This window comes from Pseudomonas sp. AA-38, from assembly GCF_029457475.1.
In the GTDB taxonomy this organism is placed as follows: Bacteria; Pseudomonadota; Gammaproteobacteria; order Pseudomonadales; family Pseudomonadaceae; genus Aquipseudomonas.
In genome coordinates, this window is record NZ_CP120359.1 from 5,407,879 (window position 1) to 5,428,864 (window position 20,986).

General features: G+C 65.4%; 13 protein-coding genes. 6 read left to right on the forward strand and 7 right to left on the reverse strand.

What is annotated here, in order from left to right; all coding sequences use genetic code 11:
• Nucleotides 1–94: 94 nt before the first annotated feature.
• The 4 genes from PVE35_RS24880 to PVE35_RS24895 form a co-directional block, all read right to left on the reverse strand.
• Nucleotides 95–2,776, reverse strand: a complete 2,682-nt coding sequence (locus tag PVE35_RS24880; RefSeq protein ID WP_277374935.1) for a TonB-dependent receptor — start codon at nt 2,774–2,776, stop codon at nt 95–97.
• Nucleotides 2,777–3,876: 1,100 nt separating this feature from the next.
• A complete protein-coding gene (locus PVE35_RS24885) occupies nt 3,877–4,830 on the reverse strand; it encodes a FecR domain-containing protein (protein ID WP_277374936.1) in 954 nt (317 codons plus the stop codon).
• Between the two features lie 98 nt (nt 4,831–4,928).
• A complete protein-coding gene (locus tag PVE35_RS24890; RefSeq protein WP_268179964.1) occupies nt 4,929–5,435 on the reverse strand; it encodes an RNA polymerase sigma factor in 507 nt (168 codons plus the stop codon).
• A 60-nt stretch (nt 5,436–5,495) separates the two neighbouring features.
• Nucleotides 5,496–6,356: a LysR substrate-binding domain-containing protein gene (locus PVE35_RS24895; protein ID WP_277373318.1), complete on the reverse strand. Its 861-nt coding sequence runs from the start codon at nt 6,354–6,356 to the stop codon at nt 5,496–5,498.
• A 108-nt stretch (nt 6,357–6,464) separates the two neighbouring features.
• Between PVE35_RS24895 and PVE35_RS24900 the strand changes: the two genes are divergently transcribed.
• A complete protein-coding gene (locus PVE35_RS24900; RefSeq protein WP_268179968.1) occupies nt 6,465–6,890 on the forward strand; it encodes a VOC family protein in 426 nt (141 codons plus the stop codon).
• Between the two features lie 308 nt (nt 6,891–7,198).
• On the opposite strand, the gene PVE35_RS24905 is transcribed toward PVE35_RS24900, so the two are convergent.
• Together PVE35_RS24905 and PVE35_RS24910 are read right to left on the reverse strand one after the other, a co-directional pair.
• Nucleotides 7,199–7,852: a hypothetical protein gene (locus PVE35_RS24905; RefSeq protein ID WP_268179970.1), complete on the reverse strand. Its 654-nt coding sequence runs from the start codon at nt 7,850–7,852 to the stop codon at nt 7,199–7,201.
• A 120-nt stretch (nt 7,853–7,972) separates the two neighbouring features.
• On the reverse strand, nt 7,973–10,855 hold the full coding sequence (locus PVE35_RS24910) for an EAL domain-containing protein (RefSeq protein ID WP_277373319.1): 2,883 nt from the start codon (nt 10,853–10,855) through the stop codon (nt 7,973–7,975).
• A gap of 298 nt (nt 10,856–11,153) precedes the next feature.
• On the opposite strand from PVE35_RS24910, the gene PVE35_RS24915 reads away from it, so the two are divergent.
• Together PVE35_RS24915 and PVE35_RS24920 are read left to right on the forward strand one after the other, a co-directional pair.
• The gene (locus PVE35_RS24915) at nt 11,154–11,861 is read left to right on the forward strand and encodes a DUF1266 domain-containing protein (RefSeq protein WP_277373320.1); all 708 of its coding nucleotides are present in this window, start codon (nt 11,154–11,156) and stop codon (nt 11,859–11,861) included.
• Entirely contained in the window at nt 11,858–14,530 is a 2,673-nt protein-coding gene (locus PVE35_RS24920) for a DUF805 domain-containing protein (RefSeq protein ID WP_277373321.1), read from the forward strand. Before PVE35_RS24915 ends, PVE35_RS24920 begins: the two co-directional genes overlap by 4 nt.
• On the opposite strand, the gene PVE35_RS24925 is transcribed toward PVE35_RS24920, so the two are convergent.
• A complete protein-coding gene (locus tag PVE35_RS24925; RefSeq protein ID WP_268179977.1) occupies nt 14,527–16,194 on the reverse strand; it encodes a molecular chaperone HscC in 1,668 nt (555 codons plus the stop codon). The two genes, PVE35_RS24920 and PVE35_RS24925, sit on opposite strands and share 4 nt — an antisense overlap.
• A gap of 179 nt (nt 16,195–16,373) precedes the next feature.
• On the opposite strand from PVE35_RS24925, the gene uvrD reads away from it, so the two are divergent.
• The 3 genes from uvrD to PVE35_RS24940 all read left to right on the forward strand — a co-directional run bounded on the left by uvrD (nt 16,374) and on the right by PVE35_RS24940 (nt 20,903).
• Entirely contained in the window at nt 16,374–18,560 is a 2,187-nt protein-coding gene (uvrD, locus tag PVE35_RS24930) for a DNA helicase II (RefSeq protein ID WP_277373322.1), read from the forward strand.
• A gap of 113 nt (nt 18,561–18,673) precedes the next feature.
• On the forward strand, nt 18,674–19,768 hold the full coding sequence (locus PVE35_RS24935; RefSeq protein ID WP_277373323.1) for a TRAP transporter substrate-binding protein: 1,095 nt from the start codon (nt 18,674–18,676) through the stop codon (nt 19,766–19,768).
• A 52-nt stretch (nt 19,769–19,820) separates the two neighbouring features.
• Complete coding sequence (locus PVE35_RS24940; protein WP_268179982.1) at nt 19,821–20,903, forward strand: TRAP transporter substrate-binding protein; 1,083 nt, start codon at nt 19,821–19,823, stop codon at nt 20,901–20,903.
• Nucleotides 20,904–20,986 lie beyond the last annotated feature (83 nt).

Sequence of the window (20,986 nt, forward strand, 5' to 3'; positions counted from 1 at the left end):
GTGTGACAGGGTGTATTGGACGCTGCTGCAACAGGCTGCAGCGCCTTTGCCCGACGTGGGCAAAGCCTTGCCCCGGCCCCTTGGCCGGGGCCGTTCAGAAGCGATACTCGAGCATCCCGGTGAGGGTGCGGCCACGGGCCAGGGACAGGTTGTTGGCATCACCCATGGCGACGAAGTAGGCCTGATCGGTGACGTTCTCCATCGACAGAGCCAGGTTCAGGCTGCTGGTCATCCAGTAGCTGGCGTAGAGGTCGTAGACCTTGTATTGCGGCCAGAGCGCCTGATCGATCTGCGAGTAGGAGTGGTTGTCGAGGTTCTCGCCATTGCCGGCGCTGTAACGCAGGCGCGCGCCCAGATCCAGGCGTCTGTCGAGAAAGCGCATGCCCAGGGTCAGCGAACCGCGATCAGCCGGCATGTAGGCGGCATTGCCCATGATGTGATTGCAGGAAACCTGCTCGTTCAGCGCCTCGTTGGGCTGCGCCTCGTAGAGGGGCCGCCGCACCGGAATCAGGCGCGTCCCGACGCGGATGAAGGTGGTGACAGTGCCCACCTGCACACGCTTCTGCGCCCCGCCCAGGTAGAAGTCCTTCGAGCAGAACTCGTTGCTGCCGATCATGTGGGTGTAGCTGAGCTGCGCGTAGTAGTCACCGGCGTCGTAATCGAGGTTGTACTCGACACCGCGAAAGCGCGTCTGCTTCAGGTTGTTCTGGTAGGCCGAGCGGCCAAGGGCCGTGCCGCCCACCGTAGCTCCCGGCACGCTGACGTTGATATCCATGAAGGAGAAGTTGTCGATACGGGTATCGAAATAGGCCACCTTGATGCCCAGGCGGTCGCCGTCACGCAGCAAGGATTCCTTGAAGACGTTGAAGCCGGCCTCCCAGTTGTGCGAACGCTCCGCTTCGAGGAAGGGGTTGGGATAGACCATCTCGTTGCCGCCGCCATGAGGGCGGCCGGACATGAAGGCCTCGGTCACTGCCGGTGGACGCCAGCCCTTGCCCCAACGGGTGTAGAGCTGCAGCCAGTCCACCCCCGGTTTGATCGCGACGCCCAGGGTCGGTGAAAAACGCCCCTCCTCACGATCCACCTCATAGATCAGCGAGCGCTCCACATTGTTGCTGGCGGTGAACTGGCCCTCGGGCAGCATCCACGCCGTCAGGCCCGTGTCGCCCTCCAGGCGATAGCGGTCGTAGCGCAGCCCGGCATCGAGCGTCAGCCACTGCTCGTAGTCGTAGATCACCTGGCCGAACAGGCTGGCCAGAGTCCGCTCGCCCTCCGGCGTGGCGCCCTTGATATAGGGGTAGGCCGTTTCGTTGGTCGAGGGGGTACGTGCGGTCGAGGGCTTGAAGCTGTCGCGGAACAGTTCGCTGCCATAGGTGAAGGCGAACTGGTGCGCGTCGCCCAGGTAGAAGCGTGAGGTGTTCTGCAGTTGCAGGCCCCAGGTATCGGTACGGTACTTGTCGCTGTAGTCGGGGTACCAGTTGCCGCTGCCCGGGCTGGCCGCGCTGCCGGCATTCCAGCGATCCTGGCGGGTGCTGACGTAATAGAGCTTGGCCTTGAAATCGATCAGGTCGTTGTCGGGGCTGTAGCTGTAGTCCAGCGCGGTGTTGCGGGCGATCACGTCGCTGGTACCCTGGCGGCGGTAATAGGTGCTCTGGTTGTCATCAGCGATATAGGCCCAGGCATCCTTGCTGTCGGTGTCGTACTCCATGTAACTCAGTTGCAGGCGCTGATCCGCCGGCAGGTTCAAGCCCAGCTTGAACAGGCGCGAGCGGGTCACGCTGTCCATTTCCCCCACTTCGGACTCCAGCCAGTCCTCCCAGGCGCGCGGCGCGATAGTGCGAATGCGGATCTCGCTGCCGAGGTTGTCCTTGTCATTGGTACCGGCGCGATAGTCACCGAAGTGACGCTCGCTGACGCCCAGCAGCACGTCGCCTATCTCGTTGCCGAAGGCGAACAGGGCGCTACCGTTGAAGTAGGTGCCATTGCCCAGTTCGCCGATGCCATGCCCGCCGCGCAGGCGACCACCGTATTCCTTGCCTTCACCGAGAAACTCGCGCGCCTCGACCGTGTTGAACGAAGCGATGCCGCCCAGCACCCCGGCGCCGCCCATGCCGGCGCTGGTACCCTTGTCGATCTCCACGCTGGAGATGAATTCGGGATCGACGAACATCACCCCGTTACGCTGCTGGTGGCCGTTGACGCTGAAGTTCTGGCGCATGCCGTCGACGTTCATGTTGACCCGGCCATAGTCCTGCACGCCGCGGATGTTCACCGACAGGCCAGGGTCGCGCTGGTTGACGGCGGTGTAGACGCCGGAGGTTTCCTCCAGCATGTCGGCGGCATGCCGGGGCGGGCGCCGGTCGATCTGCTCGCGGTCGATCACCGCCACCGAGCGCGGCTTGAGGTAGGTTTCCTGGCGTTCGCTGAGCCACTGGCTCTGCACGTTGGTGGGTTGCAACTGCAATGCCTGCTCGGCGCCCACGCCCCGGCGGATCAGGGTGACCTGCTGCGAGCCGTCGAAGCGGTAGTCCACCGGCGCGCTGCCGAGCAGGCGGCGGAGGCCCTCATCGAGCGAGTAGCGCCCTTTCAGCGGCGTGCTGGCCAAGTCCTGCAGGCGCGCGCTGTCGAAGAACACCTGCACCCCGGCCTGCTCGGCGAAGGCCAGGGCGGCGCGATCCAGCGGCTGGGCGGCGATATCGAAGGCCACCAGTTGATGCTGGGTGCTGGCCGCCTCGGCTGCCGGCTGGGCAGCGAAGGCAAGGCCGTTCATGGCCATGGCAACCCCCAACGCGACACCGCCAAGCAGCGGCAGCGAGCCGCCCCGGCGCCGGGTGGGGGGTACTACGCGACGACTATGACTCACGACTGACTCCATTCTTTTGTTGGTAATGAAAATCACTAACAACAAAGACGCGCGATGCAGGGAAAGTCAGTAAGGCAATCTGGAAATTTTTGGATGGTTCGTTTCTGGTGAGGGGAGATGCTTGATTGATACCGGACTGGCAAGTTTGTGTGTTGGTTCGTTGAGTGTCTTGGACGCCGCTTTGGGTGTCTTCAGATATTCCGGGTTTCGCCCCCTCGGGCGACTCACTTTTCTTTGAACTGCGCAAAGAAAAGTAAGCAAAAGAAACGCACCCCCGCCATCCGGCCCCGGCTGCGCCGGGGTTCGTTCGTTCCATCATTGCTCCGAGGGCCCGACCGGATGCGGCCCACCGACGAAGGGCCATCCCTGGCCAGTCGCGGCTCTCGCGGCATCCATGCCGCTCAACCCTCTACACAACGATTCCACTCACCCTCCTGAAGGGGGCATTCGCGCGCCTGAACGAACAGGTGTGCCAGGCTAGTCCTGCGTGCTCTGGCGGCTGTGAAGTCGCGATGTGGCGGTTGAATTAAACCAATAGTTTCATTCGCGCAGTTTCATGCGTTGAACAGCTTGCCGGCTTTCAGCCGGCAGCTCGGTCAGCCCTAAGGCTGACCCTTGTTCAAGCACTCCATGCTAATTCTGGGTTACCTCGGGTTCAGGCGCGTGCAGAGCCCGCCCAGGAGGGCGAACGGAATCGTCGTGGAAGAGGTTGAGCGGCATGGATGCCGCGAAAGCCGCGATGGGCCATGGATGGCCCACCGCGGCGGGCCTCTGGAACGGCGATGGAGTGAGCGAACCCTCGCGCAGCGAGGGCCGGATGAAAGGGCGGAGGGTTTGGTTACTTTGCCCGCAAAGTGACTCGCCCGGGAGGGCGAAACCAAAGACATCAGCAAAAACGCGGCAATTCGGAACAGACACCAGAACAACCCACACCGTATTGCCAGTCCGGTATCAACTCGCAACTCCGCGAACAACCAACCCTCACCACCGTTTTCGAGCGAGCCGCACCGGCCTCAGTAGAGCAGACTGACTCCCAGCAACTCACGATGCTGCAGATGCATCTCCCGCGTCAGGGTGGCCAAGGCGGCGTCCAGCCCGTCAAGGCGGAAAACCCCACTGACCTCACGCTGCGCCAGCGCATCATCACCGATGAAGATATGACCCGGCCGATACCGGTTGATCCGTTCGATCACCTGCCCCAGCGGCTGGCGGTCGAAGATCAATAGCCCCCGTTGCCAACTGGTGGTGCGCGGCAGGTCGAGCGCCAGGTCATGCAGGCCCTGGGCGTCGTAGCGCAGGCTGTGACCTTCCTCCAGGCGCCGCTGCTGCCCCTTGGCGCTCACCTGCACGGCATGTTCGAGCACGCCCACCCGCGTTTCGTCCGCTTCGCGCTGCACCAGAAAGCGCGTACCCAGGGCCTGGACGCTGCCGCCGGCCGCCGCGACGACGAAGGGGCGGTCGGCCTGCGGCGCGACCTGGAAGACCGCCGTCCCGGCGAGCAGCTCGACCCGGCGCTGGCCGCTGGAGTAATCCAGGCGGATGGCACTGGCGCTGTCCAGGGTTACTTCGCTGCCGTCTTCCAGCAGCAGGTTGCGCACCTCGCCAGCGGCGGTGTGCTGATCGGCCAGCAGCGGCAGGAGCAGCCGTTCGCTCTGGCCCAGACCCAACCCGCCGAGCAGCAGCGCCAGACAAGCCGCCGCCCCCCAGCGGCGCAGGCGCGCAGGCCGGCGCGGTCGAGCGCGCCGGCCGGGCGCAACGGCAACCATGGGCGGCGTGGCCGGTAAGCGACCCAAAGCGGCCCAGGTGCGCTGGGCCACGGCCAGCGCTTCGACATGCCCGGCATCGGCCTGCAACCATTGTTGCAGCGCCTGCCGCTGGGCGTCGTCGAGCGGGGCATCGGCCAGCAGCACCGCCCACTCGGCGGCCACCTCGCGGACACTCCGCTGCTGTGGTTCTTGGCTAATCAGGCTCACTCTCGGATCTCGTTATGGGTCGTTGCGGGCTGGGCGGCGCAGGCCCCTTTCAGGTAATGACGCGCGACGGTGGATCTTACCGTAATGCTCCGTCATGCCCGCTCGTCGTCCAGGCACGCCATCACATGCGCCAGGGCACGGGCCAGGTGCTTTTGCACCGAGCTGTCGGAAATTCCCAGGGTCTGCGCTACCTGAGCGTGAGTCAGGCCGTCGATCCGGTTGAGGCGGAAGATGGCTTGGGTGCGTGGCGGCAGCTCGGCGATGGCGCGTTGCAGGCGCTCGACGCTCTGGGACGCGGCGGTGATGTCGTCCAGCGAGCTGCCGGCGGCCTCGACCTCATGCAGCACGTCCTCGCCGAGCAGATCGGTCTTGCGCCGGATCTGCTGGCGCTGGTGGTCGATCAGCAGGTTGCTGGCGGTGCGGTAGAGATAGGCCGCCGAATTGTCGATGCGCTCGCCGGTACGCTGCTCGGCCAGGCGCAGGAAGCTTTCCTGAGTGAGGTCGGCAGCCAGGTGCGGGTCACGGCTCTTGCTCAACAGAAAGCTGTGCAAGGCCTTGGCGTGCTTCTGGAACAGGCCTTTGAGATCCAAGTCCGACAATCGTGCATCCCTGGTCTTGGGCGAGAGGGAAATGCATCTTATTTTTATTGAGAACCATTTTCAATTCGTCGCATCAAGACAGTGCAGCAGACAATCCAGTGCGGGCTGACGCTGCGCCCGGCGCACCAGGGCTACCAGTTCACGGTGGAAACTCAGTTCGCCCAACTCGATCACCCGCACCTGCGTCGGCCGCTGCAGCCACAGGCCGGCGCGCGGTACCAGCGCCACGCCCATGCCGTTCTCCACCAGACGCACGATGGCCTCCACTTCGTCCAGCTCCAGGGCCTCGCGCACGTTCAGGCGCTGCTCGCGGAGAAAGCGGGTCACCTGGCGCCCGCCGAAGGAGGTGCGGTCGTAACGCACGAAGGGCTGTTCGGCGAGCAGTTGCAGCGGCTCGTCCCCCTTCACGTGCAAGGACGCGATCAGCACGAAGGGCTCGCGCGCCAGGGGCACTTCCAGCACCTCCTTGGGCAGGGCGAAAGGTGGCTTGATCAGCAAGGCCAGATCCAGTTCGCCGGCATCCAGTTGGCTGAACAATTGCAGCGATACTCCTGGCACCAGCTTCAGCTCGACCAGCGGCGCGAGCTGGCGAAAACGCGGCAGCGCCTCGGCCAGCAAGCCGGTCTGCAAGGTGGCGATGGCGCCGACACGCAGCTCGCCCTGCCACTGATCGGCTGCCTGTGGCAGCGCCATCTGCGCGTACAGTGCGAGCATCTGCTCGGCCAGCGGCAACGCATGGCGCCCCGCTGCATTGAGCACGGCAGCGCGGCCGCTGCGGTCGAACAGGCGCACACCGAGGTGCTGCTCGAGCACGCGCATCTGCGCACTGACCGCCGATTGCGTCAGCCCCACCTGCTGGCCGGCGGCGGCGAAGGTGCCCAGGCGGGCGACGGTGATGAAGGTTTTCAGTTCGCGCAGCATCGCCACCCCATTGATCGAAAATATTTGAGCTTGCAAGCAAGAATATTCGCTTTCGATCGATTTCGCTGTTGGTAGGCTGGGCCGAAAACCCAACAGAGGAAATCCGTGATGGCCCTTGCACCCTTTCACCTGGCGATTCCCGTTCATGACCTGGCCGCCGCGCGGCACTTCTACCGCGAGCTGTTCGGCTGCGCCGAAGGCCGCAGCAGTGCGCATTGGGTGGATTTCGATTTCTTCGGCCACCAGTTGGTGATCCACGAGGCGCCGAAGATGGCCTATCAGGAGGCGGCCGCGAGCAACCCGGTGGACGGCCACGACGTGCCGGTGCCACATTTCGGCGTGGTACTGGCCTGGGACGACTGGCAAGCGCTGGCCGAGCGCCTGCGCAGCCGTGGGACGAAGTTCGTCATCGAGCCTTACGTACGCTTCCAGGGGCAAGTCGGCGAACAGGCCACCCTGTTCCTCCTTGACCCTTGCGGCAATGCCCTGGAGTTCAAGGCATTCAAGGACATCGGCCAGTTGTTCGCCAAGTGAGCCTGGCCCCTCTAAAAACTACCTCGGCTTTGGCTTCCTGCGTCGCTCTACCTCCTGCATCCATGCAGTCGTGCGTTGCCATCGCTGCGTTAAAAACAGCCTCGCGTGCGAGCCCAGGCTAGGCGCCCTCGTCAAAAATGCTCATTTACAACAGGTAAACCCGAGTGCGGGCCCAGTGCTTCTTGACTCACTGCGTTCGCCCTTCGGGTCAGCCTTCGGCTGTTACTCCCGCTGGTCGTTACGGCTGTTTTTGCGGGGCCGCCATGGGTATTTCGCTGGCTACCTCGCCTACGTTTTTAGAGGTGCCCTCAGGCCTGCTGCAGGTGCTCGGGCAAGCGCTCGTGCAGCTCGGGGTTGGCGGCCAGTAACAGTGGCAGCAGAGGCTCGCGCACCTGAGCTGGAAGGTGGTCGCAGATGTCTGCCTGGCGCGCCAGTGGCAGACCGCCAAGCACCAGTGCGGATATCGCCACATTGTCGTCCGCCCAGGCCGCTTCGGTCAGGCGGCACAGGTACTGGGTGGAGAAGGTGCGCAGGCTCTGCACGATGAGCCCGATATCGACGATGTAACGGGCGATCTGCAGGATGTGCTCGGCATCGTTGATGCCATAGATCAAGACCTTGACCTGGCGCGGCGAGAGGCATTCGGCATAGCGGGCAGCGGTGGCGAAAGCCCCGTCGGCGCAGAGCTGGCGCGCTACCTCCAGGTGCAATTCGTCCGGCAGGCTGAGGTAGGTCTCGAGAATCGTCTGGGGGTCGAGGTGGATGATGGCGCGGGCAATGAAGGGTACCGGCAGGTTGAGGATCAACTCGCGCAATTGCTCGGCCGGCATGTACGGCGCCAGCAACGCTGTCTGCTCGGGACCGAGCCGCTGCGCCAAGGCGCTCTTCAGCGCCAAGGGCGCCATGCTCTGCGAAGCCAGCAATAGACGCTGAGCCATATTCAGGGATGGGGCTTTGTGCATCGCTAGGCTCCTTCTTCACGGCTGAGTCTGCAGCATCGCGCGCGCGGGCGCCGGATGCAGCCATCTTTGCGTCAGTTGGCGCACGTGCCTCGAGGCACGTTGGGTAGAGAGGAAACGTTCTCAGTGCAACGCTGAGTCGAGTTGCGCACTCAACAGCTCGGCGAAGGCGATGGCATCGCGTGGCCGACTGATCAGATAGCCCTGGATCTCGTCGCAGCCCTGGCTCTTGAGGAAGTCCATCTGCGCCTGGGTTTCCACGCCCTCGGCCACCACCTTGAGTTCCAGGCTGTGGGCCATGGCGATGATGGCGCGGGTGATCGCCGCATCCTCGCCACCGGGCGAGAGGTCGCGGATGAAGGTCTGATCGATCTTCACGTAGTCCACCGGGAAGCGCTTGAGGTAACTGAGCGAGCTGTAGCCAGTGCCGAAGTCGTCGATGGCCAGCTTCACCCCCATGTCGCGCAGTTGCTGGAAGGTGGAGATGACGCTGTCGACGTTGTCGAGCATCTGGCTCTCGGTCAGTTCCAGCTCAAGCCAGTGCGGCTCCAGGCCGGTGTCATCGAGCACCTGGCGCACCAGGCTGGTCAGGTTGCCCTGGCGCAACTGGTGCATCGACAGGTTGACCGACACACGAATGTTGGCCAGCCCCTGCAATTGCCAGGCGCGTGCCTGGCGGCAGGCCTGGCGCAGGACGAACTCGCCGATGGGCATGATCAGCCCGGTTTCCTCGGCCAGGCCGATGAACTCGCCCGGAGAGATCACCCCATGCTCGGGATGGCGCCAGCGCACCAGCGCCTCGGCAGCGCTGAGGCTGTCATCGCGCAGATCCAGCTTGGGCTGATAGAAGACTTCTAGCTGCCCATCCTCGATCGCCCGGCGCAGGCGGTTTTCCAGTTGCAGCCGCTCCAGGGTGCAAGCCTGCAGGTTCTCGGTGAAGAACTGGAAAGTGTTACCACCGAGGTGCTTGGCATGCTGCACGGCCATGTTGGCCTGGCTGATCAGGGCACCGATCTCGCGCGCATAGTCCGGCAGCAGGCTGATGCCCAGCGAGGCGCTGACCACCAGTTCGTGGCCACCGGCGGTCATCGGCACGCGCAGCTTGGCCAGCAGGCGGCTGGCCATGCGTGCCAGGCCGGAAAGGCTGCTGTAGGCATCGAGAATGATGGCGAACTCGTCACCGGACAGCCGCGCGATGCAATCGGCCTCCGGCACGGTATGGGTCAGGCGGCGGCTGATCTGGCGCAGCAACTGATCGGCCACCTCATGCCCGAGACTGTCGTTGAGCACCTTGAAGCGATCCAGATCGATATGCAGCAAGGCGATGCTGCGCCCCGTCTGGCGAGCCCGCTGGCTGGCCTCGTGCAGACGCTCGCGGAACAGGCTGCGGTTGGCCAGGCCGGTCAGCTCGTCGTAGTGCGAGAGGTAACGCAGGCGCTCCTCGGCCTCACGCCGCGCGGTGAGGTCGGCGAGGAAACCGACGATATGGCTGCGCCGGCCCGCAGCATCGTGCACCAGGTTGAGCTGCAGCCATTGCGGGTAGAGCTCGCCACTCTTGCGCGTTTCGATCAGTTCGCCCTGCCAGCTACCGTTATTGTCGAGTTCCTGGAGAATCGTCGGGTACTGGCGGCGCATCTCGCGGCTGCCAAGCAGGCTGATGACCTTGCGCCCCAATACCTCTTCACGGCTGTAGCCGGTGACGATGCTGAAGGCACGGTTGACGGCGAGAAAACGGAAATCCGCATCGAGGATGCAGATGCCCTCGCTGGCGGCCTCGAACACCATGGCCGCCAGGCGCTGCTGCTCTTGCTGCTGGCGTCGCTCGCTGACGTCACGTCGTGTGCCGAGCATGCGCAGCACGCGCCCGGCGCTGTCGCGCTCCACCGCGCGACCTCGGTCTTCGACCCACACCCAGTGGCCGTCGGCATGACGCACGCGGTATTCGATGTGGTAATCCTCACTGCGCCCTTTCAGGTGCTCGATGAGCATCCGGCGCAACACCGGCAGGTCATCGGGATGCAGGCGTGGCGTGAGGTCGCGCAGCATCACCTGCACCTGCTCCGGTTCCAGGCCGAACAACTCGCGCAGGTGGGTGTGGTGTACCTGGTCACTCTCCAGCTCCCAGTCCCACAACCCCAGTTCGCTGGCCTCCAGCGCCAGGGCCAGGCGTGCCTGGCTCTTGCCCAGGGCGTAGGTCGCCTCGTCCAGCTCCAGGGTGCGCTCGGCCACGCGTCGCTCCAGCTCGCCATGGGCACGACGCAACTCGCGCTCGGCACGACGACGCTGCTCTACCTCACGCGCCAGCTCCTCGTTGAGGCCTTCGGCACGGCGCTTGGCATGTTCCAGATTGGCGATCAGCGCCTGGTTCTGGAAGCGTTGCAGCAAGCCGCGCTGCACCAGGCGGTTGACCTGCCAGGCCACGATCAGCAGGGCCAGGAACAGGATGATGCTGAGCAGGCCCCAGCCCTGCTGGATGCGATTGCCCGCCAGCAGCAGGAAGGCCGTCGAGGGCACCATGCAGGGTAGCGCGAAGGTGAGAAAGGCCGGCAGGCTGACGGCATAGGCAACGCTGGCGGAGAGGATGGCGGCGGCGATCAGACCATAGACCAGCGCCTGCTGGTAGAACACGTCGGCCGGCACCAGGACGATCACGGCGAAGGCCAGGGTCAAGCCCGAAAGGCCGGCGCCGAAGAGGAAGATACGCTGCCAGTAAGGATCGGCCTGGCGGGTCGGCAGGGCCGTGTTGAACGCTTTCACCTGGGTCAGGCGCAACAGCACCAGCAACAGCAACCAGCCCAGCCAGACACCGAGCAGGACGGCATCCTGCAGATTCCATAGCAAGCTGGTGCCGGACAGACCGACCAGCAGCATCAGTAATGTAGGTAGACGCGAGCCCTGATAGAGCAGGCGCGTACGCTCGACGGCGATATCCGTGACGAACTGACGCTCGACCTGAGACGGATCCAGCGTCACCTCTTGTACTACGGCGCTAGTAGTGGCGGTCATAGGCGATGTTCTTGTAATAGCTGCCTAGGGGCTGTGCCGAATGCACACAGCAGCCAGAACCCTGACATGGCGGCAGAATACCCGAGACAGACGCTGTGCCCAACCAAGATGTGGGCAATTTCACAGGCTCGCCCCCAACTTTCGACGGGATGATTGCACTTGGCCACCCATGCTAAAGCCGCTTGTCCGCTGACTCGCCAGTCGTCGCCTAAAACCCCTGCTGCAGACGCTTGCGGGAGGCCTGCCACAGCTCCTAGGATGAGCGCCTCACGCCTCGAGGATGCCTGACCGAACCGTTATGGAAGACTTACAGCAACGCTGGCTCTTCGCCCTTTCCGCGCCCATGGTCGCCGTCAACCGCCATGCCGGAGCGGACTATGCCCTGGCCAGCCTCTATCCCGACAATGAATTCGTCGATCTCAAGGAATCCTGGGATATCGCCGAGCGCGCCGACCTGCTGGCGATGATCCAGCGCATGACCGACGACGGCCACGCCCGCGAACTCAGCAGCGCCTACTGGGAACATGCCCGCCTGCTGCCGAGCCAATGGCAGGCCCTGCTCGACAGCCTGCAGCCGGCGCAACGGGTGGCCTATGAGTTCGTCGCCGAAACCAGCATGGTCTGCGGCGCCGCCGGCATCCGTGCCTGGGATCTGGGGCGCATGAGCTTTCTCGCCCGCATCGGTCAGCTCAACGGCTGGCTGAACCTCGAAGAAAATCTCTGGCTGCACAGCCGCTTCAGCCTGCGCGCGCGCTACTACTACCAGAGCTGGCACAGTTACATGGCCGGCTTCGTCATCGGCCGTGCCTACTGGAACTGCCTGGGTCACGAGGAGGCAAAAGAGCAGTCCCTGAGCCTGAGCCGCCAAGGCAGCGAGCCCGCGCACCGCGCCATGGTACGCGAACTGGCCCTGAGCCCGGCTGCCGGCTTCGACGAACTGCCCTGGGACATGGAACTGGAGCTGCCCGAGAAACCCGAATCGCTGGAGGCGTTCGACTGGTCATGAGTTGTTGGGAACACCTGGGCCTGGAGCCGACAGAGGATCAGACCCTCATCCGCAACGCCTACCGTGCATTGCTGCCTGGCGTGCACCCGGAGCGCGACCCCGAAGGCTTCCAGGCCCTGCGCAACGCCTACGAAGAGGCCCTGCGCCAGGCGCGCGAGGGCGTCTCGGCGGTCAGCACGCCCGCTGCACCGCCCAGCGCCAGCGAAGCGGCCATAGAGGCCTTCGTCGATCTGTTGCAGGATCCGCAGCGGCGCTTCCAGCCCGATGCCTGGCACGACTACTGCCGCCTGCTCGATCGCTTGCCGCTGGAAGAGCTGGATGGTGTCGACACCAGGCTGCGCGGCCTGCTGCTGAGCAACGGGCCGCTGGGGCATGCCTGCGTGAGCATCCTCAGTGAGCGCATGGCCTGGGCCAAGCGCCTGATGCAACTGCCGTTCGAGGAGGCCGAAGCGCTCGACCACTTCCTCCAGCGCATCGCCGAAGCCGACCCCTTCGACCTCACCAGCCTGTCCGCCTGGCCCGCCCACGCCCAGGTGGAAACCCTCTGGTACACGCGCACCCTCAACCATCTGTTCGACAACCGCCCCTTGCCGGAGCTGCGCGGCTGGTGCGCGCTGCACCTGTGCCTGCCGATGCCGGCCGACCCGGCCTACTACCCTGGCCTGTATCGCCAGTGCACTCTGGCCGGTGTCGCCCTCGGCGAAGCCCTGGCGTATTACCAGGCGCGCCAGGCCGAGGCCCCCGACGACCTCGACAACCTCTACCTGCTGGCGCTGCAGATGCAGCAGCATGAGCTGGATGCCCTCGACCTCTGGTGCCGCCTGTGGCGCGAACTGCACTTGCCCGAAGCCGCCGCCTGGTTGCTGGCCTGGAGCGCCCAGCATGCCCCCGAGCGCCTGCCACTGCTGATCCTGGCCTGCGACCGCAGCCAGCAGGAGCTGGGCAGCCAGTACGCCCTCGACGACTACCACCAGGGCTACGCCGAACCGGCGCAGAGCCCGCAGACCCTGGCCCGCTGGCAGCGCGCCGCCAGCACCGAGCTGCCGGCTCTGGCGCGCACCTTCGTCGCCTGGCAACTGGGCGACAGCGAATGGCCGTTCTTGGCCGAGCTGCTCGACGCGCCGGAGACGCCGCTCACCCTGCTCTATCGTCAGGCCTGGCTGCTGCAACGCGGCGACGAGGCCGACCTCGAGCCCTTGCTCTGCCTGCCTGTGGGCGGACACCCGCTGGACGCCATCCTGGCGCAAGGCTTTGCCCACCATGCCCGGCAACATCTGCAGTGGCTGCGCGAGTCTGCCACCGCCAAGGTGCTGCAGCAGAAGCTCGCTACGCCTGGTTCTGCCTTGCCCAGCACGCTGCAGGAAAACACCGCCGCCCGCGCGCAGATGCTGAGCTGGCTGCGGCGCTTGCGCCACCCAGCCCCGGAAACCTTGCAGCGCCTGCATCATCTGCTGGCGCCATTGCCGAGCTGGTCATTGCCCGCCACCTTGAAGCTGCAACTCGGCCTGCAGCAGACAGGACGCTACCTGCCGCCGCTGCCCACGGAAGCAGGCGCGCGCTGGCAACTGCAGCGCCAGACCCTGTGGCTGGCCGGCCTGCTGGAGCAACCTCAGCGCTGGCTGGAACGACTGACAGAGCGCGGCAGCCGCCTGCCCACCACGACCGACCATCCGGCCGATGCCGTGCAGACGCTCTGGCTCGACGCCCACGCCCATCCCCGGCAATGGCTCGACGGCCTCGACGAGCGCGACCCTCTGCAAGGGCTGATCGCCGCCGAACTGGTCAGCCTGGAGTTCATCCTGGGCAGCCGCCGCCTGCCCTCGGTCGAGCGTATCGAGGCCTGTGCCCAACGCCATGCCGATGAGCTGGCGGGCGACCCGCTAGGGCAGATGATCGTCGACGCCCTGCTCTACCACGACCCCGACCTGCGGCGCGAACTGCGCGAGCTGGCCTTGCAACGGCTGCAAGGCTTCACCTGTCCGGGCCTGTGGTTCGATGCCTTCCGTGAAGGGCTGGTCAAAGGTCAGCCCGAAGCACTGGCGCAATCGATCTGCAAGGACAACGGCCTGCTGTTCAGCACCATGCAGGCGCTCTTCGAGGCCATGCGCGATGTGTGTCAGCCGTCCAAGCCACGGGTGCCGGCTTCCGGCCTGCTGCGCTCACTGCAACAGGCCAAGGACAGCGCCGTGACACCCCCTGCGGTGCGCCTGGCCATCACCCTGCTGCTGTCGCGTTGCGAGCGCATGATGCCTCGTCACGCGCCCAATGACTGGCGCGCGCAATGGCGCTTCTGGCAGTTGGGCAAGCGCCTGAATCGGCTCAATTTCACCGTGCAGACGCTGGCGCTGCTCGGCGCGGGCCTACCGTTGAGCCTGCTGGCGGACAAATTGAGCGGCGATCTGGCCCTGGCGGTGCTGGGGGTGACCCTGCTGGGGCTGATCACCTGCCTGCTGCGCCGCCTGCACGACATGAACCGTGGCGTCGGCACGCTGCTGATGCTGCTCACCGGCAGCTTCTTCATGCCGTACATCTCGGTGGTGCTGTTCTTCTGGCCCGGCGACCCGCTGCCCAACCGCTACGGCCCGCCCAGCGGCAGCCGCGTGCAGGCCGAGCAAGGGCTGCAGGCGCGACTGCGGCAGTTGAATGGGTTCAGCGGGCCGACCAGCTAGAAGCGCAGCGCCTCCAACTGCTGCTCCAGGCGCTGCCGCGCCGCCCTGATCGGCTGCTCCTGCTGGGCGCTGAGCAGGCTCTGGAACTCGTCCAGCCACTGGCCGATCTGCTCACGCTCGGCCCCCAGGCTCTGCATCCAGGCGCGCTCCAGGCGGGCCAGCAGGGTGCGATTGGGCAGGCTGTCGCGCGGGTGGATCTTCAGCCCGGCCAGGCGCGCCTGGCTGGCGGCGCGCGCCTCCTCGCTCAGGCCGGTGGGGCTGCGGTCGATGACATGGCCGTGGCGCTGGCCGTTCTCCAGGGTCACGTCCACTTCCAGCAGGCCATTGATGTCGTAGCTGAAGCGCACGTCCAGCGCCTGCACCTGCCCGGTCTGCTGCAGCTTGACCTCGAAGGCGTCGACGAAGATGTTGTCGCGCACCCAGGGGCGCTCGCCCTGGTAGATCTCGATGCGGATGTGTTCCTGCTGCGCGTGGGTGGTGTAGTAGCGCTGCACCCGCGAGGTGGGGATCACCGTGTTGCGCTCGATGATCGGCGAGAAGGCGCCGGGCTGCTCGTCGCTGCGCCGCGAGGCGATGCCCAGGGTGTAGGGGCAGACGTCGGTGAGGATGACCTCCTCGATGGCCTGGTCGCGGGCCTTGCACGCGGCCTGGGCGGCAGCGCCGAGGGCGACGATGGTGTCCGGGTCGAGGTGGCGATAAGGCAGGCGGCCGAACAGGGTGGCCACCAGTTGCTGCACCACGCTCATGCGCGTGGCGCCGCCGACCAGCACCAGGCTGTCGAGGTCGCGCGGGTTGAGGCGGGCGTCGCGCAGGGCCTGCTCGATGGGCTGGCGCAAGCGGCTCAAGAGCGGCGCCCAGATCTGCTGCGCGCGGGCCTCATCTAGCTGCCACTGGCGACCTTGCCAGTCCAGGCTCTGCGGGCCTTCGGCGAGGCGGCGCTTGAGTTGCTCGACGGCATCTTCGAGGCTGGCCAGCTCCTGGCCTTGCAGCTCGCTGCGGCTCAGCCCCCAGTCCTCCAGGCAGGCCTTGAGCAGGGCCTCGGTGAAGTCCTCGCCGCCGAGGAAGTTGTCGCCGGTGGAGGCATGTACCTCGATCAGCGGCAGAGCGTACTCCAGCACGGTGACGTCGAAGGTGCCGCCGCCCAGATCGAAGATCAGGGTGCGCTCGAATTGCTGCTCGTGCAGGCCGTAGGCCATGGCAGCGGCGGTCGGTTCGTTGATCAGGCGCTCGACGCGCAGCCCGGCCAGCTCGGCGGCAAATGCCGTGCGCTTGCGCTGCTCGTCGCTGAAATAGGCCGGCACCGAGATCACCGCCTGGGTCACCGGCACGCCAAGATAGGCCTCGGCATCGGCCTTGAGCGAGCCGAGCACCAGTGCCGAGAGTTCTTCCGGGGTGAACTGGCGCTCACCGAGGGTGAAGCGCTTGTCGCTGCCCATGTAGCGCTTGAAGGCGGCCACGCTGCGCAGTGGATGGGTGGTCAGCCGCGCGCGCGCCGCAGCGCCGACGAGGATGCTGCCATCTTCGTCCAGACTCACCGCCGAGGGCGTGAGCACCTCGCCCAGGGCATTGGGGATAAGCTGCGCACGCCCTTCGCGCCAGACGGCGATCAGGCTGTTGGTGGTGCCCAGGTCAATGCCCAACAACGGGCTGTCACCAGTCGACATGGCTATCGCGACTCCCTCAGATCCATTGAAGGGCGCAGTCTACCCCGCGCACAGGCCCTGGCAAACCGCCTCGTCGAAGCGGTTTGCCCTCCCCTGTCCCCATAGGGTCTGTTGACGTTTCAGCGCAAGCCGCGTTGCAGCGGTAGCGATGAAACGTCATCAGACCCTAAAATGCCGCGATGCAAAATGACCCCGAACTCCTCCTCGCTTCGCTCAACGACGCCCAGGTGCAAGCCGTGGCCGCCCCACTCGGCCGCCAACTGGTGCTGGCCGGTGCCGGCTCGGGCAAGACCCGCGTGCTGGTGCACCGTATCGCCTTCCTGATCCAGGCGATGGGCGCGTCGCCCCACTCCATTCTTTCGGTTACCTTCACCAACAAGGCCGCCGCCGAGATGCGTCACCGCATCGAGGACATGCTCGGCCACAACCCGGCCGGCATGTGGGTCGGCACCTTCCACGGCCTGGCCCACCGCCTGCTGCGCGCGCACTGGCAGGAAGCCGGGCTGGCGGAGAACTTCCAGATTCTCGACTCCGACGACCAGCAACGCCTGATCAAGCGGGTGATCCGTGACCTGGGCCTGGACGAGCAGCGCTGGCCGGCCAAGCAGGCGCAGTGGTTCATCAACGGGCAGAAGGACGAAGGCATCCGCCCGCAAGGCATTCAGGCCAGCGGTGACCTTTTCCTGGCCACCATGCGCGGCATCTACGAAGCCTACGAGGCGGCCTGCGCGCGCACCGGGGTGATCGATTTCGCCGAGCTGCTGCTGCGCGCCCTCGACCTCTGGCGCGACAATCCCGGCGGCATCCTGCAGCACTACCAGCGGCGCTTCCGCCATATTCTGGTGGACGAGTTCCAGGACACCAACGCCGTACAGTACGCCTGGCTGCGTTTTCTCGCCCAGGGCGGCGACAGCCTCATGGTGGTGGGTGACGACGACCAGTCGATCTATGGCTGGCGCGGGGCGAAGATCGAGAACATCCAGCAGTTCGACCAGGACTTCGCCGACACCCAGATCATCCGCCTGGAACAGAACTACCGCTCCACGGCGAACATCCTCAACGCCGCCAACGCGCTGATCGCCAACAACCAGGGGCGGCTCGGCAAGGAGCTGCGCACCGACGTCGGCGACGGCGAGTCACTGAGCCTGTACGCCGCCTTCAACGAGCACGACGAAGCACGCTACGTGGTCGAAAGCATCGAGGACGCCCTGCGCAAGGAAGGCCTCAAGCGCAGCGAAATCGCCATTCTCTATCGCTCCAACGCCCAGTCGCGGGTGCTGGAAGAAGCGCTGCTGCGCGAGAAGATCCCCTACCGCATCTACGGCGGCCAGCGCTTCTTCGAGCGCGCCGAGATCAAGAACGCCATGGCCTACCTGCGCCTGCTCGACGGCCGCGGCAACGACGCGGCGCTGGAGCGCATCATCAACGTGCCGGCGCGTGGCATCGGCGAGAAGACCATCGAGACCATCCGCGAATACGCCCGCGTCCATGAGGTGCACATGTGGCAGGCGATCCGCCTGATGCTGGCGGCCAAGGCCCTGCCTGGCCGCGCCTCGGCGGCGCTGGCGGCCTTCATCGAGCTGATCGATGGCCTGGCCGACAAGGTGCTGGCCATGCCCCTGCACCAGATGACCCAGGTGGTCATCGAGCAAAGCGGCCTGCTTGCCTACCACGAGGCGGAAAAGGGCGAGAAGGGCCAGGCCCGGGTGGAGAACCTGGAGGAACTGGTCAGCGCCGCGCGCGCCTTCGAGAACGACGAGGACGAGGAACTGAGCCCGTTGCAGGCCTTCCTCACCCACGCCTCGCTGGAAGCCGGGGACACCCAGGCCGCCGAGAACGAGGACAGCATTCAACTGATGACCCTGCACAGTGCCAAGGGCCTGGAATTCCCCCTGGTATTCCTGGTGGGCATGGAAGAGGGTCTGTTCCCGCACAAGATGAGCCTGGAAGAACCGGGCCGTCTGGAAGAAGAACGCCGCCTGGCCTATGTCGGCATTACCCGTGCCATGCACAAGCTGGTGATCAGTTACGCCGAAACCCGGCGTCTCTACGGCAGCGAGACCTACAACAAGGTGTCGCGCTTCGTCCGCGAAATACCCGCACCGCTGATCCAGGAAGTGCGCCTGTCGGGCAGCGTCAGCCGCCCGGTGAGCACAGGCTCGATGACAGGTGGCAGCCTGTTCGCCGGCAGCGCCGTGCCGCAGACGCCCTTCAGCCTGGGCCAGCGTGTGCGCCACAGCCTGTTCGGCGAGGGCACCATCCTCAACTTCGAGGGGGCAGGCGCCCAGGCGCGGGTACAGGTGAATTTCGAAAATGAAGGCAGCAAGTGGCTGATGCTGGCTTATGCCAAGCTCGAAGCCCTGTAGGGCACCTCTAAAAACTATCTGCGTTGCCATTGCTGCCTCGCCTACGTTTTTAGAGGCACCCTGTAACGACCCGGCCCTTGGTGGCCGCTGATCCCTACTCTGGAGACGATTCGATGAAACGCCGCAATCTGTTCGGCGCCGCTCTGGCCCTGATGGCCGCCATCGGCCTGGTTGGCTGCAAGGACGACAAGGCCGGCAGCGAACAAGCCGCTGCCAAGCCGGCAGAAACCATCCACTGGAAGATGGTCACCTCCTGGCCGAAGAACTTCCCCGGCCTGGGCACCGCCGCCGAGCGCCTGGCCCAGCGCATCAACGCCATGAGCGCCGGACGCCTGACCGTCAAGGTGTACGCCGCCGGCGAACTGGTACCGGCGCTGGAAGTGTTCGACGCCGTCTCGCGCGGCACCGCCGAGATGGGCCACGGCACCCCCTACTACTGGAAAGGCAAGGTACCGGCCGCGCAATTCTTCAGCAGCGTGCCGTTCGGCCTGTCCACCCTGGAAATGAACGCCTGGCTCAGCCACGGCGGCGGTCAGGCGCTGTGGGAAGAGACCTACGCGCCCTACGGCGTGAAACCCCTGGCTGCGGGCAACACCACCATGCAGATGGCCGGCTGGTTCAACAAGGAGATCAACAGCCTGGATGACATCAAGGGCCTGAAGATCCGCATGCCGGGCCTGGGTGGCGAAGTCTGGAGCAAGCTCGGCGCGATCACCGTCAACCTGCCCGGCGGCGAAATTTTCACCTCCCTGCAGACCGGCGCCATCGACGCCACCGACTGGGTCGGCCCGTACAACGACCTGGCCTTCGGCCTGCACAAGGCGGCCAAGTACTACTACTACCCGGGCTGGCAGGAGCCGCAGGCGGTGGTCGAGGCGATGGTCAACCAGAAAGCCTTCGACGCCCTGCCGGCCGACCTGCAGGCCATCGTCACCGAGGCCGCCCGCGCCGCCACCCTGGACATGATGGATGACTACGTGTTCAACAACGCCAAGGCGCTGCAAAACCTCAAGCAAGAAGGCGTGCAGCTCAAGCGCCTGCCGGATGACGTGCTGCAGGCCATGCGCAAGGAGTCCGAGGCGGTGCTGAGCAGCCTGGCGGCGCAGAACGACCTCAACGGCCGCATCTGGGCCTCGCAGAAAGCCTTCCTCGAACAGGCCAGCGCCATGCAGACGCTGACCGAGAAAGAGCTGTACAACTGGCGTTAAGCCAACCGAACGGGGCCGAAACAGGCCCCGTTTTTCTTAGAGATAACTGCCCATGCGTCTTCGTTCTCTGTTGCTCCTGCCTCTGCTCGCCCTCGGCCTGATCGGCTGCAAGGACGATTCCGCACCTGCCAACCAGGCCGCTGCGCCCGCGCAGACCTTCCATTGGAAGATGGTTACCACCTGGCCGAAGAACGCCCCCGGCACCGGCACCGCCGCCGAACGTCTGGCCGAACGCATCAACGCTATGAGTGCCGGGCGTCTGACCATCAAGGTCTACGCCGCTGGCGAGCTGGTGCCGGCGCTGGAAGTGTTCGACGCCGTCTCCCGTGGCACCGCCGAGCTGGGCCACGGCACGCCCTACTACTGGAAGGGCAAGGTGCCCGCCGCGCAGTTCTTCGGTGCCGTGCCCTTCGGCCTGTCGACCCTGGAGATGAACGCCTGGCTCAGCCACGGCGGTGGCCAGGCGCTGTGGGACGAGGCCTACGCCCCCTTCGGCGTCAAACCGCTGACCGCGGGCAACAGCACCATGCAGATGGGCGGCTGGTTCAACAAGGAAATCAACGGCCTGGACGACATCAAAGGCCTCAAGATCCGCATGCCGGGCCTCGGCGGCGAAGTCTGGAGCCGCCTCGGCGCCACCACCGTGGTGCTGCCCGGCGGCGAGATCTTCACCGCGCTGCAGACCGGCGCCATCGACGCCACCGACTGGGTCAGCCCCTACAACGACCTGGCCTTCGGCCTGCAGAAAGCCGCCAAGTATTACTACTACCCGGGCTGGCAGGAGCCACAGTCGGTGCTCGAGCTGCTGATCAACCAGAAGGCCTTCGACGCCCTGCCGGCCGACCTGCAGGCCATCGTCACCGAGGCCGCCCGCGCCGCCACCCTGGACATGATGGATGACTACGTGTTCAACAATGCCCTGGCCCTGGACGAGCTGAAAAAGAGCGGCACCCTGCTCAAACGCTTCCCCGATCCCGTGCTGCAGGCCATGCAGCACGAAACCGACCAGGTACTCGGCGAGCTGGCCGCGCAGAGCGAGCTCAACGGCCGCATCTGGGCCTCGATGAAAGCCTTCCAGGCACTGGCCAGCTCGATGCAGGCCCTGACGGAGAAAGAGCTGTACGACTGGCGCTGAGCCCTTTCATGGCCTGCCACTGGGGCAGGCCAGCGCTACAAGCAAAAGCCAGAAACATTCTGTACCTGGCCAACCCAGAGCGC

What these genes read in the sequence shown, in the direction of transcription:
- PVE35_RS24880 (WP_277374935.1), bottom strand. Translation starts at nt 2,776, where the DNA reads ATGGCCATGAACGGCCTTGCCTTCGCTGCCCAGCCGGCAGCCGAGGCG.
- PVE35_RS24925 (WP_268179977.1), bottom strand. Translation starts at nt 16,194, where the DNA reads ATGTCGACTGGTGACAGCCCGTTGTTGGGCATTGACCTGGGCACCACC.
- PVE35_RS24935 (WP_277373323.1), top strand. Translation starts at nt 18,674, where the DNA reads ATGAAACGCCGCAATCTGTTCGGCGCCGCTCTGGCCCTGATGGCCGCC.
- PVE35_RS24895 (WP_277373318.1), bottom strand. Translation starts at nt 6,356, where the DNA reads ATGCTGCGCGAACTGAAAACCTTCATCACCGTCGCCCGCCTGGGCACC.
- PVE35_RS24900 (WP_268179968.1), top strand. Translation starts at nt 6,465, where the DNA reads ATGGCCCTTGCACCCTTTCACCTGGCGATTCCCGTTCATGACCTGGCC.
- uvrD (WP_277373322.1), top strand. Translation starts at nt 16,374, where the DNA reads ATGCAAAATGACCCCGAACTCCTCCTCGCTTCGCTCAACGACGCCCAG.
- PVE35_RS24920 (WP_277373321.1), top strand. Translation starts at nt 11,858, where the DNA reads ATGAGTTGTTGGGAACACCTGGGCCTGGAGCCGACAGAGGATCAGACC.
- PVE35_RS24910 (WP_277373319.1), bottom strand. Translation starts at nt 10,855, where the DNA reads ATGACCGCCACTACTAGCGCCGTAGTACAAGAGGTGACGCTGGATCCG.
- PVE35_RS24940 (WP_268179982.1), top strand. Translation starts at nt 19,821, where the DNA reads ATGCGTCTTCGTTCTCTGTTGCTCCTGCCTCTGCTCGCCCTCGGCCTG.
- PVE35_RS24905 (WP_268179970.1), bottom strand. Translation starts at nt 7,852, where the DNA reads ATGCACAAAGCCCCATCCCTGAATATGGCTCAGCGTCTATTGCTGGCT.
- PVE35_RS24915 (WP_277373320.1), top strand. Translation starts at nt 11,154, where the DNA reads ATGGAAGACTTACAGCAACGCTGGCTCTTCGCCCTTTCCGCGCCCATG.